General features: G+C 74.4%; 12 protein-coding genes. 4 read left to right on the top strand and 8 right to left on the bottom strand.

Annotation, left to right across the window (positions count from 1 at the left end; all coding sequences use genetic code 11):
- The first annotated feature begins 158 nt into the window (after positions 1–158).
- A complete protein-coding gene (locus GXB85_RS09490; protein WP_161917402.1) occupies positions 159–578 on the top strand; it encodes an FKBP-type peptidyl-prolyl cis-trans isomerase in 420 nt (139 codons plus the stop codon).
- A gap of 30 nt (positions 579–608) precedes the next feature.
- Here GXB85_RS09490 and GXB85_RS09485 read toward each other — a convergent pair whose 3' ends face one another.
- The 6 genes from GXB85_RS09485 to msrA all read right to left on the bottom strand — a co-directional run bounded on the left by GXB85_RS09485 (position 609) and on the right by msrA (position 6,594).
- Positions 609–1,289 carry a response regulator transcription factor gene (locus tag GXB85_RS09485; RefSeq protein ID WP_161917401.1) on the bottom strand — a complete coding sequence of 227 codons (681 nt, stop codon included), beginning with the start codon at positions 1,287–1,289 and terminating at the stop codon, positions 609–611.
- Positions 1,286–2,587 (bottom strand): histidine kinase, encoded by a 1,302-nt coding sequence (locus GXB85_RS18840; protein ID WP_161917400.1) that lies wholly within the window; start codon positions 2,585–2,587, stop codon positions 1,286–1,288. The genes GXB85_RS09485 and GXB85_RS18840 overlap by 4 nt, the downstream gene beginning before the upstream one ends.
- Positions 2,584–3,810: a histidine kinase gene (locus tag GXB85_RS18560; protein WP_161917399.1), complete on the bottom strand. Its 1,227-nt coding sequence runs from the start codon at positions 3,808–3,810 to the stop codon at positions 2,584–2,586. Before GXB85_RS18560 ends, GXB85_RS18840 begins: the two co-directional genes overlap by 4 nt.
- Before the next feature lie 105 nt (positions 3,811–3,915).
- Positions 3,916–4,773 carry an ABC transporter permease subunit gene (locus tag GXB85_RS09470; RefSeq protein WP_161917398.1) on the bottom strand — a complete coding sequence of 286 codons (858 nt, stop codon included), beginning with the start codon at positions 4,771–4,773 and terminating at the stop codon, positions 3,916–3,918.
- A complete protein-coding gene (locus GXB85_RS09465; protein WP_161917397.1) occupies positions 4,770–5,759 on the bottom strand; it encodes an ABC transporter ATP-binding protein in 990 nt (329 codons plus the stop codon). Before GXB85_RS09465 ends, GXB85_RS09470 begins: the two co-directional genes overlap by 4 nt.
- A gap of 199 nt (positions 5,760–5,958) precedes the next feature.
- Positions 5,959–6,594 carry a peptide-methionine (S)-S-oxide reductase MsrA gene (gene msrA / locus GXB85_RS09460; protein ID WP_161917431.1) on the bottom strand — a complete coding sequence of 212 codons (636 nt, stop codon included), beginning with the start codon at positions 6,592–6,594 and terminating at the stop codon, positions 5,959–5,961.
- Positions 6,595–6,755: 161 nt separating this feature from the next.
- Here msrA and GXB85_RS09455 point away from each other — a divergent pair, with 161 nt between their 5' ends.
- From GXB85_RS09455 to ilvA, 3 genes are read left to right on the top strand one after another with little or no spacing between them, the layout of a single operon-like run.
- A complete protein-coding gene (locus GXB85_RS09455) occupies positions 6,756–7,967 on the top strand; it encodes a cystathionine gamma-synthase (protein WP_161917396.1) in 1,212 nt (403 codons plus the stop codon).
- Positions 7,964–9,202: an AI-2E family transporter gene (locus GXB85_RS09450; protein ID WP_161917395.1), complete on the top strand. Its 1,239-nt coding sequence runs from the start codon at positions 7,964–7,966 to the stop codon at positions 9,200–9,202. Before GXB85_RS09455 ends, GXB85_RS09450 begins: the two co-directional genes overlap by 4 nt.
- Positions 9,199–10,401, top strand: a complete 1,203-nt coding sequence (ilvA, locus tag GXB85_RS09445) for a threonine ammonia-lyase (RefSeq protein WP_161917394.1) — start codon at positions 9,199–9,201, stop codon at positions 10,399–10,401. The genes GXB85_RS09450 and ilvA overlap by 4 nt, the downstream gene beginning before the upstream one ends.
- Positions 10,402–10,462: 61 nt before the next feature.
- On the opposite strand, the gene greA is transcribed toward ilvA, so the two are convergent.
- Both greA and GXB85_RS09435 read right to left on the bottom strand, forming a co-directional pair.
- A complete protein-coding gene (gene greA / locus GXB85_RS09440; RefSeq protein WP_161917393.1) occupies positions 10,463–10,951 on the bottom strand; it encodes a transcription elongation factor GreA in 489 nt (162 codons plus the stop codon).
- A 308-nt stretch (positions 10,952–11,259) separates the two neighbouring features.
- Positions 11,260–11,670, bottom strand: a complete 411-nt coding sequence (locus GXB85_RS09435) for a DUF4307 domain-containing protein (RefSeq protein ID WP_161917392.1) — start codon at positions 11,668–11,670, stop codon at positions 11,260–11,262.
- Between the last annotated feature and the right edge of the window lie 124 nt (positions 11,671–11,794).

The raw sequence follows: 11,794 nt of genomic DNA, 5'->3' as shown, positions 1-11,794 counted from the left end.
CCCGGCTACGACGGCGCCTCGGACGCCGCGCCGCGGGCTCGCTCGGTGCGGTGCCGCACCGCGTCGGGCACGATGGGGGACGGTCGCGGCCGACGAGGTCGCGCCCCGCGACCCGGCCACCGCCTCGGTCGCGCCACGTACTGCCGAGGAGCTCCTCCATGACCGACCACCTGCCCCCGCTGCCGTCCGCCTCCGGGTCCTTCGGGGACAAGCCGGTCCTCACGTTCCCCGACACCCCGGCGCCGGGCGACCTCGGCGTGCACGTGATCTCGCGCGGCGACGGCGAGGTCGTCGAGTCGGGTGATGACATCGAGGTCGACTACTACGGCCAGGTGTGGGGCGGCCGCATGTTCGACAACTCCTACGACCGGGGCTCGTCGATCTCGTTCCCGATCGGCGTGGGCGCCGTGATCGGCGGCTGGGACGAGGGTCTCGTGGGCCAGCAGGTGGGCTCGCGCGTGCTCTTGTCGATCCCGCCGCACCTGGGCTACGGCGAGCGCGGCATGCCCCAGGCGGGCATCGGCGGCACCGACACCCTCGTGTTCGTCGTCGACATCAGGGGCACCAGCCGCCGCTGACGCACACCCCGGGGCTGGTGGGACCGCGACTCACGCGCGCGGACCCACCAGCCCCGTCTCGTAGGCGAGGACGACGGCCTGCACGCGGTCACGCACCCCGAGCTTGGCGAGGATGCGGCCCACGTGGGTCTTGACGGTCGCCTCCGAGAGGAAGAGCCGCTCGGCGACCTCGGCGTTCGACATGCCCTCCGCGACGGCCCGCAGCACCTCGAGCTCGCGCGGCGTGAGGTGCGACAGGCGCGGGTCGCCCACCTGTGCGCCGTCCGCGCCGTCCGCAGGGCCGTCGGGCAGCCGCCCCGCGAAGAGCTCGAGCATGCGTCGCGTGATGCGCGGGGAGACGACGGCGTCCCCCGAGGCGACGGTGCGGATCGCCGCGACCAGGTCGGCCGGGCGCGTGTCCTTGAGCAGGAAGCCGCTCGCACCGGCCCGCAGGGCGGCGAACGCGTACTCGTCGAGGTCGAAGGTCGTGAGGATGAGCACCTTGGTGTCGGGACGCTCGGTCACGACGCGCTCGGTCGCCTCGATCCCGTTGACGCCGGGCATGCGCACGTCCATGAGCACGACGTCGGGCTCGAGCGCGCGCACCTGGTCGAGCGCCGAGCGGCCGTCGCTCGCCTCGCCCACCACCTCCAGGTCCTCCTCGGCCTCGAGCACGAGCCTGAAGCCCATGCGCAGCAGCGCCTGGTCGTCGACCAGCAGCACCCGCGTCATCCGTCCTCCTCCGTGGTCCCGGGCCAGGGCAGCTCGGCCCGTACCCGCCATCCCGTCTCCCAGGGTCCCGCGTCGACGCGCCCGCCGTGCAGCTCGACGCGCTCGCGCATCCCGATCAGCCCCTGTCCCGCGCCGCCCGCGTCGGTCACCGGGAGCTGCGGGCCGCGGTCGGTGACCTCGACCACGAGCAACCCGTCCGCACGGCGCAGCACGAGGTCGACCCGCGAGGTGCCGGGGGCGTGCCGCAGGGCGTTGGTGAGCGCCTCCGAGACGATCCGCTTGACCGCGAGGCACAGGCCAGGGTCGACCTTCCCCGCGTCGAGGAGCGTGAGCCCCGTGACCCGGATCGGCAGGCCGGCGGTGCGGAAGCGCTCGACGACCCCGCCCAGGTCCGCGTCGAGCTCGGCGTCGTCGGCGGCGCCGCTGCCGGGTTCGAGCACGCCCAGGACGCGCCGCATGTCCGCGAGGGCCGCGCGGCCGGTGGTGCCGAGCTCGTCGATCGCCACGCGCGCGCTCTCGGGCGCCCTGCCCACCGACGCGGCGGCGCCGTCCGCGAGGGCGATCATCACCGAGATCGAGTGCGCGACGACGTCGTGCATCTCGCGCGCGATGCGCGTGCGCTCGGCGGCCCGGGCCAGCGCGGCCTGCCGGTCCCGGTCGCGCGCGAGCTCCTCGGTGCGCGCGACGAGCTCCGTCACGTGCAGGCGCCGGTTGCGCACGCTCATGCCGATCGCGATCCCCAGCAGCATCAGGGCGAGCAGCAGCGAGACGGTGGTGGCACGAGCCGCCGTCGGGCTCAGCACGCTCTCGGAGCCGCCGTCGGTCAAGGTCATCTGCGCGAGCTCGCGCTCCCAGAACCAGAGCACCGTCATGAAGGTGCCCATGCTCAGACCGGCGGCCGCCCACGCGACGGGCGGCCGGTGCTCGGCCGCGACCGCGTAGAGGGCGAACGCGAGCCCCAGGTCCGCGCCGCCGGTCGAGCCGACGAGCACCAGGCTGACCACGCCGAGCACGGTCATCGTGGCCGTGACCCACAGGGGCCGCGAGCGGCGCCACCACAGCGCGACGGTCCCGACCAGCGGGACCACCACCCCCACGACCACGAGCCGGGCCCGCGGGTCCACGCCGTCGGGCGTCTCGTGCCCGGGCGCGAGCGTGAACCAGACGCTCGCGAGGAAGAGGACGATGATCAGCACGTCCATCGCCCGGGGACGCCGGGCGAAGAAGCGCCGCACAGGGCCGAGCCGTCGCGCCGAGATCTCGGTGAGGGGCTGGTGCGCCACCGCGTCCTGGGTCACGCCTCGTCCTCCGACCAGGGCAGGACGGCGTGCACGCGCCAGCCGGTCGCGGTGGGACCGGCCTCGACCGTCCCCCCGTAGACGGCGGCGCGCTCGGCCATGCCGATGAGCCCCTGGCCCGCGCCCGGCGGACGCACGGGCAGCGCTGCGGGGCCCTCGTCGCGCACGTCCACCTCGACCGCGTCCGGGGTGCGCGTGAGGGCGATCTCGACCAGGCCCGTGCCGGGGGCGTGCCGCAGCGCGTTCGTGAGGGCCTCGCTCACGATCCGGTAGACGGTCAGCTGGAGGCCCGCGTCGTCGGGCAGGTCGAGGTGCAGCCCCGTGGTGCGCACGTCGAGCCCCGCGGTGCGGAAGCGTTCGACGAGCGTCGGCAGGTCGGTGCTGCCCGGCTGGGGCTCGAAGCGTGCGTCGGGCTCGTGCAGCACGCCGAGCACGCGGCGCATGTCGGCGAGGGCCGAGCGGCCGGTCTCCGAGACCTCGCCGAGCACGTGCCGGGTGCGGTCGGGCCGGGTGGCCAGGGCGGCACCAGCGCCGTCGGCGAGCGCGATCATCACGGCGAGGTTGTGCGCGACGACGTCGTGCATCTCGCGCGCGATCCGGGTGCGCTCGGCCGTCCGCGCGAGCTGCGCCTGCTGGTCGCGGTCACGCGCGAGCGCGTTGGTGCGCTCGACGATCTCGCTCACGTGCAGGCGCCGGTGTCGCACGCTCGTGCCGATCGCGAGGGCGATGAGCGAGGTGAAGAAGATGCCGGTGTCGCTGCTCGTGGCGAGGCCCGCCGCCACGCCCACCACGGTGGTGGCGGCGAACGTGAGCCAGGTGGTGCGTGGCGGTCGGCTCGCGGCGACGGCGTAGACCCCGAACGCGACGCCCATCTCGAGCGTGGTCCCGACCCACGCCATCGCCGCGACGTCGATCAGGCTCAGGGCGGCGGTCACCAGCACCGGCGCGCGTCGGCGCCAGTTGAGCGCGACGGTGCCGAGCGCCACGAGGACGATCCCGAGGCCGAGCCGGCGCACGGGCGGTGGGTCACCCGTGACGAGCGGTGCCGCGACCACCACGAGCGTGCCGATCAGCGCCGGGAGCCCGTAGACCGCCATGATCAGTGCGTCCATCGCGCGCGGGCGCCGGACGAAGAAGCGTCGCACAGGCCCGAGCCGGCGCACCGTGAGCTCGGTCGCGGGGCCGGCGTGCGGCGCCGCTGCTCCGGCGGTTGTCGTGCTCACGGGGTCATCGTCCCAGGCGGGTGAGGGCGGTCACGGGCTGCGGTGGTCCCGCACAGCGCCGCGGCGCCGGACCGCTCGGGTCCGGCGCCGCGGGCGTACGCGTGCTCAGGCGGCCCTCCTCCGCAGGAGCACGGCGGCCGTCGCGAGGAGCACGACGACCCAGGCCAGCATCACGCCGTAGCCCTGCCACGGGGTGAGCTGAGGTCCGGAGGTCATCGACGCGGCCATCTCGAGGCCCGCGTCGTCCATCATGAGCTTGCTGCCCGCGGTCCCGGGAAGGAACGGGCTCACGTTCTGGAAGAACGCGTGCGGGATGCTCTGGAACACGGTCTCGACCACGAGCAGCAGGCCGAGCACGGTCGCGAGAGCGGCCGCGGTGTGCCTCAGGATCGCACCGACGGCGAGCGAGAAGACCGTGATGGTGGCGAGGTAGAGCACCCCGCCGCCGAGCACGCGCAACGTCTCGCCGTCGGACAGGTCGAAGGTCATCCCCAGGCCGTCGAGGTAGGGCAGCGTGACGAGTGCCGAGAGCGCGATCGCGACGGTGGCGACCACGGCTCCCACGACGGCCGCGACGAGGGCCTTGGCCCACAGCGCGGGCAGGCGCTTCGGCACCGCGGTCAGGGTCGAGCGGATCATCCCCGTGGAGTACTCGCCCGTGATGACGAGCACCCCGAGCACGGCGAGCGCGAGCTGGCCGAAGTAGTAGCCGAAGACGATCATCGGTGCGGCGCTCGCGGGGATGCCCTGCGCGCTGGGGTCGTCCACCGCGGTGCTGAGCGAGGCCATGAGGAACGCGAGGCCCACCATCACCAGGACGGTGATGGACGAGGTCCACACGGTCGAGCGCAGCGACCGGAACTTGATCCACTCGGCCGTGAGCACGCGGCCGAACGTGGGGCCGCTGCCGGTGGTGCGGGGCCGCGAGGTCACGGCGGGGGAGTCGACGGTGGTCGTGGTCATCGCAGGGCACTCTCCGTGCTGGGCGCGTCGGCGCCGGTGGTCGTGACGGTCGGGTTCCCCGCACCGGCGAGGTGCCCGACGGGTGAGGCCGAGTGGTACTCGACCTCCTCGGCGGTGAGCTGCATGTAGGCGTCCTCGAGCGAGCTCGCGACAGGAGTGAGCTCGTGCAGCGCGAGACCTGCGGCGGCGGCGGTGTCGCCCACCTGGGCCGCGGTGCGGCCGACGACCTCGAGCAGGCCCTGCTCGGTCGAGGCGACCTGGGCGCCCTCGGCCCGCAGCAGCCGCTCGAGCGCGTCGGGCTGGGGCGTGCGCACGCGCACCACACCACCCTCGGCGCGGCCGATGATGTCGCTCACGGGGGCATCCGCGATCACGCGGCCACGCCCGACGACGATGATGTGGTCGGCCGTGAGGGCCATCTCGCTCATGAGGTGCGAGGACAGGAACACGGTGCGGCCCTCGCTCGCGAGGTAGCGGACCAGGTTGCGCACCCACTTGACGCCCTCGGGGTCGAGGCCGTTGACCGGCTCGTCGAGGATGAGCGTCTGCGGGTCGCCGAGCAGCGCGGCGGCGATGCCCAGACGCTGGCCCATGCCGAGCGAGAACCCGCCCACGCGCTTGCCCGCGACGCTGTCGAGGCCCGTGAGGCCGATGACCTCCTGGACGCGTGCCTTGCCGATCCCGTGCGTCGCGGCCTGCGCGAGCAGGTGGTTGTACGCGGTGCGCCCGGTGTGGACCGCCTTGGCGTCGAGCAGCGTGCCGACCTCGCGCAGCGGGGCGCGGTGCTCGGCGTAGCGCTTGCCGTTGACGGTCACCGTGCCGGCGGTGGGCAGGTCGAGCCCCACGACCATGCGCATGGTGGTGGACTTGCCGGCGCCGTTGGGCCCCAGGAAGCCGGTGACCTTGCCCGGGTGGACCGTGAAGGTCACGTCGTCGACCGCCGTCTTGCGGCCGTACCGCTTGGTCAGGCTTCTCGCCTCGATCATCTCTGCTCTCCTCGTCTCGGACACCACGACGCTACGGACGTGCGCGCGCGCCGGGGACGCCTGCAGGACGGAGATCGAGGGGTCGTCCGGGTCGTCCGCGAGGATGACCCCGTCATCCCCGGAGCGGAGCGGCGGTGGGTGCCGACACGGCGAACGCCGCCGCACGGGGGTCCGTGCGACGGCGCTCGTGGGTGGTGCCTCAGCCCGGGACTGGGCAGGCCACGCCGGTCGAGTGGACCGGGCAGTAGCCGTTCGGCACCTTGTGCAGGTACTGCTGGTGGTACTCCTCGGCGTAGTAGAAGCGCCCGGCGCCACCGTCACCGTCGACCGGCCTGATCTCGGTGGTGATGTCGCCATAGCCGTGGCGGCGCAGCTCGGGTGCGTAGGCCTCGCGGGTCGCCCGCGCGAGCTCGAGCTGCTCGTCGGTCGTCGTGAACACGGCCGAGCGGTACTGGGTGCCCACGTCGTTGCCCTGGCGGAACCCCTGCGTCGGGTCGTGCAGCGCCCAGAACGTGCGCAGCAGCTCACCCGTGTCGAGCACCGCCGGGTCGTACGCGACGAGCACGGTCTCGGTATGTCCCGTGAGGCCGGTGCACGTCTCCTCGTACGTGGGGAACGGCGTGAAGCCGCCCTGGTAGCCCGCGGCCGTGGTGACGACGCCGGGCAGGCGCCACATCTCCTTCTCGGCGCCCCAGAAGCAGCCGAGCGCGAGGTGGATCACCTGGGTGCCCTCGGGCCACGGCCCGGCCAGCGGCGTGCCCAGGACGGCGTGGCGCTCGGGCACGGGGTAGGCGTAGCCGTCGCGCCCCCGCAGGGCGCGCTCGGGGCTGACCATGGTGGTGCGGAGCGAGGGAAGGAACACGTCGGTCCTCTCCGGCGCGCGGTGGTCGCGCACCTGTCGCCCAGCACAACGACGACGACGCCCCGGGGTGTTCCCGCAGCACGGCCGCGCCGCGTGCCCGCGTGCGCCGCCCCCGAAGCCCTAGCCTGGTGCCCGTGACGACTCCCGCAGAGCACCACGACTGGACCGAGGCAGGGTTCGCGACCCGTGCCATCCACGCGGGGCAGGAGGCCGACCCCACGACGGGGGCCGTGGTCCCGCCCATCTACCAGGTCTCGACCTACAAGCAGGACGGCGTCGGCGGGCTGCGCGGCGGGTACGAGTACTCGCGCTCGGCGAACCCCACGCGCACCGCGCTCGAGGACGCGCTCGCGAGCGTCGAGGGCGGCGCGCGCGGCTTCGCGTTCGCGTCGGGGCTCGCGGCCGAGGACACGCTGCTGCGTGCGGCGCTGCGGCCCGGGGACCACATGGTGATCCCCGACGACGCCTACGGCGGCTCGTACCGTCTGATCGCGCGCGTCCTCGGCCCGTGGGGCGTCGAGCACAGCGCGGTGGACCTGCGTGACCTCGACGCGGTCACCGCCGCTGTCGAGCCCGGCCGGACCAAGGTCGTCTGGGTCGAGACCCCCACCAACCCGCTGCTCGGGGTGAGCGACATCGCGGCGATCGCGGCGATCGCCCGCGCGGCCGGTGCCGTGCTCGTGGTCGACAACACGTTCGCGACCCCCTACCTCCAGCAGCCTCTGGCGCTCGGCGCGGACGCCGTCGTGCACTCGACCACCAAGTACGTGGGGGGCCACAGCGACGTCGTCGGCGGGGCGGTGGTGGTGGCCGACGGTGCGCAGCTGCCGGTCGGTCTCGAGGGGCCCACCGGCGGCACGGCGCTGGCCGACGCGGTCGCGTTCCACCAGAACGCGTCGGGCGCCGTCGCGGGACCGTTCGACGCGTGGCTGACCCTGCGCGGCCTGCGGACGCTCGCGGTGCGGATGGACCGGCACTGCGCGAACGCGCTCGCGGTCGCGCGGTTCCTGGCCGAGCACCCCGCGGTGACCGAGGTCATCTACCCGGGGCTCGAGTCGCACCCCGACCACGAGCTCGCGCAGCGACAGATGCGTGGCTCGGGCGGCATGGTCGCGTTCCGCACGGGCAGCCGCGAGAAGGCGCTCGAGGTGTGCGCGCGTGCCAAGGTCTTCACGCTCGCCGAGTCGCTCGGCGGGGTCGAGTCGCTCATCGAGCACCCGGCCCAGATGACGCACGCCTCGGTCGCGGGCTCGGCCCTGGAGGTCCCGGACGACCTGGTGCGCCTCTCGGTGGGCATCGAGGACGTCGCGGACCTCGTCGCGGACCTCGGGCAGGCCCTGGCATGAGCGACGAGTCCCGTCGCCGGCCGCGGGGCCGGCGGCCGAGCGCGCCCCCGGACCTCACGGGCCAGGCCCGGACGACGGCGACCGTGACGCCCGAGGCGGGCGCCTCGGCGCGCCCCGTCGCCGACGGCGTTCCGCGCTCGGTGCAGCTCGCGGCCGCCTGGTCGTGGCGGCTGCTCGTGATCGGGCTCGCCGTCGCGGCCGTGGTGCTGGGCATGGCCTTCGGCAAGGTCATCTGGGTGCCCGTGGTGGTCGCCCTGCTGCTGACCGTGCTGCTCACGCCCGTGGTCGACGCCCTCGTGCGGCTGCGCCTGCCGCGCGGGCTCGCGGCGGCCCTGACGGTCGTCGCGCTCATCGCGTTCGTCGGTGGCCTGCTCACCCTCGCGGGCCGCCAGATCGTCCAGGGCGTCGGCGAGCTCTGGACCCAGGCGTCCGAGGGCATCGACGCCCTCCTCGTGTACCTCGCGGACGGTCCGCTGGGCCTCGACGCCGACCAGCTCGCGGGCTACGTCGAGCAGGCGCGCGACCAGCTCAGCAGCAGCAGCGGCGCCATCGCCTCGGGGGCGCTCTCGGTCACGACCACGGTGGGCCAGGTGCTCGCGGGCGCGATCATCGCGCTCTTCTGCCTGCTGTTCTTCCTCAAGGACGGACCGGTCATCTGGGCCTGGCTGCTGCGCCTGCTGCCCCAGCCCGCCCGGCTCCCCTCGTACGAGGCCTCGCGCCGCGGGGTCCTGACGCTCGGCTCGTACGCGCGGGCCCAGATCCTCGTCGCCTTCGTCGACGCGGTCGGCATCGGCATCGGGGCGGCGATCCTCGGGCTGCCCCTGGTCATCCCGCTGACGGTCCTCGTGTTCCTCGCGTCGTTCATCCCGTTCGTCGGGGCGATCGCGACGGGTGCGATCGCGGTGCTCGTCGCCCTCGTCGACCAGGGGCCGGGGACGGCCCTGGTCATGCTGCTCATCGTGCTCGGCGTGCAGCAGCTCGAGGGCAACGTGCTCCAGCCCCTCCTGCTGGGCCACGCCGTGTCGCTGCACCCGGTCGCGGTGCTGCTCGCCGTCACCGCAGGCTCCCTGGCCGCCGGGATCGTGGGTGCGCTGCTCGCGGTGCCCCTCGCCGCGACCCTCAACACCGTGATCCTCTACCTGCACGGCCGCGACAAGTTCCCACAGCTCGGTCAGGACCCTGACGGCCTCGCGAGGCGGTTCCGGCAGCTCGAGGGCACGCGGGACGGCGCATGAGGGTGGGGCCTGCCGACGTCGCCGCGGCCGCCGCGCTGCTCGACGGCGTCGCGACCCGCACGCCGGTCGAGGAGAGCCGAGCGGTGTCGGCGCTCGCGGGCGGGCCCGTGCTGCTCAAGTGCGAGAACCTGCAGCGCGCGGGGTCGTTCAAGATCCGCGGTGCGTACACGCGGATGGCGCGGCTCTCGGCCGAGGAGAAGGCGCGCGGCGTGGTCGCGGCGAGCGCGGGCAACCACGCGCAGGGCGTCGCCCTCGCCGCCCGCATGCTGGGCGTGCACGCGACCGTCTTCATGCCGCAGGGTGCCGCCCTGCCCAAGGTCGCGGCGACCGAGGAGTACGGCGCCGAGGTGGTGCTCGAGGGCTCGTCGGTGGACGACTGCCTCGCGAGCGCACGGGCGCACGCGGAGCGCACCGGGGCCGTGCTGATCCACCCGTTCGACCACCCGGACGTCGTCGCCGGCCAGGGCACGGTGGGCCGCGAGATCCTCGAGCAGGTGCCCGACGTCCGCACCGTCATCGTGCCGGTGGGCGGCGGGGGTCTGGCGGCGGGCGTCGTCGCCGCCCTCGCGGACCGCCCCGACGTGGACGTCGTCGGGGTGCAGGCGGCCGGGGCCGCGGCCTACCCGACCTCGCTCGCGGCCGGTCACCCGATTCCGGCTGCGCGGCTGCGGACGATGGCCGACGGCATCGCGGTGGGACGCCCGGGCGACGTGCCGTTCGGGATCCTGCACGAGCGCCACGTGCCGGTGCGCACGGTCTCCGAGGAGCACCTCTCGCGTGCGCTGCTGCTCCTGGCCGAGCGCGCCAAGCTGCTCGTCGAGCCCTCGGGGGCCGCAGGCGTCGCGGCGCTCCTCGCGGGTGGGCCGCCGGTGCGCACCCCCGCCGTCGTGATCCTCTCGGGCGGCAACATCGATCCGATCGTGCTGCTGCGCGTGGTGCGGCACGGGCTCGCCTCGGCCGGGCGCTACCTGCAGATGCGCGTGCGCATCGACGACGAGCCCGGGGCCCTCGCGGCGCTCCTCGGCGAGCTCGCCGCGACCGGCGGCAACGTGATGCACGTGGGTCACGTGCGCACGGGGGTCGACCTCGCGATCGACGAGGTCGAGATCGGCGTGCAGGTCGAGACCCGTGGTCCGCGTCACTGCACCGCCGTGCTCGAGCACCTGCGCGCGGCCGGCTACCGCGTGACCGAGGGCTGAGCCCCCGGGCACGACGAAGGCCCCGCACCGGGTGGTGCAGGGCCTTCGGGGTGTGCCGGGCTCAGCCCTGGAAGGGCTTGGCCGCGCGGATCTCCACGCTGATCTCGTTGCCGTTGGGCGCGGTGTACGACGTCGTGTCGCCGACCGAGCGGCCGACGATCGCCTCGCCGAGCGGGGAGCGCTCGCTGTAGACGTCGAGGTCGGACGTGCCGGCGACCTCACGCGAGCCGACGAGGAAGGTCATCTCGTCGCCTGCGACCGTCGCGGTCACGACCATGCCGGGCTCGACGACGCCGTCGTCCGCAGGGGCCTCGCCCACCACGGCCTTGCGCAGCAGCTGGGTGAGCTGGGCGATGCGGGCCTCGATCTTGGCCTGCTCCTCGCGCGCCGCGTGGTAGCCGCCGTTCTCCTTGAGGTCGCCCTCCGAGCGGGCGGCCTCGATCTTCTCGGCGATCTCACGCCGGCCGGTCGTGGTGAGCTCTGCGAGCTCAGCACTGAGTCGGTCGTGCGCCTCCTGGGTCAGCCAGGTGCCGGCAGTCGTCTCGGTCACGGTCGCTCCTTCCGAGCTCCTCGTCGGTGGCGTGGGCCATCGTCGTGCGGGTGCGCCGGGCCGAGGTGAACCCGGTGCGAGGTGGGGCGGTTGCCCCGAGGGGTGCACGCCAGGGGGAGGGCCCTCCGATGCGTCGTCGCGCTCGGTGGGAAAGCCTCGGGCCGTCTCCTCGCGCTGTCGTCGAGCCGGTGGGGCTGCAGGGCCCACGCGTGGTCGCGCCGTGGGCACCCAGCACCGCTGGCGTGCAAAACGACGAGTGTAGCAAGGTCACCGCACGGATGGCCCGCAGCGGCGCTCCGTCCGCCCCGTCAGCCCTCGTCGACGATCCAGCAGTACTTGACGACGCCTGTGACCGCGGGCTCCGAGACGCGCACCGTGGTCGCCTGCCGCACCGTGCGCTCGCCCGTCGCCGGCACGTCGACCTCGAGGACGCCCACCTGGGCGTAGGAGTGGCTGAGCGCCTCGAGCGTGCAGCGCGCCGGGGCGTGCACGTCGGTGCGGCTCACCTCGTAGACCACCTCGACCTCGCCGTCGCGCAGCGTGAAGCCGACGTCCGTCCAGGTCACGGGCGTGGCGGCGGCCCCGAGGCCGAGCCACACGGCGCCCGCGAGACCGACGGCGCCGAGGGCGCCCAGGGCGACCTTGCGACGTCGGGGTGAGAGCGCGCGCTGCGGGCCGTACCGCCCCGGAGGCGGAGCGACGGGCGGGGCGGCGGACATGTCGTCTCCTGCGGCTACGGTGGACGTCGGTCGGGGCTCGGACGAGCGCTCCGACCATTGTCCCCCGCGCCGCGGGGTGGTGGGCATGTGGTGGACGCGCCGCCCGGCGGCGCGGACGACGGAG

It is taken from the genome of Cellulomonas sp. APG4 (genome assembly GCF_009996735.1).
GTDB lineage: Bacteria > Actinomycetota > Actinomycetes > Actinomycetales > Cellulomonadaceae > Actinotalea.
This window is presented reverse-complemented; position numbering and strand designations above follow the sequence as displayed.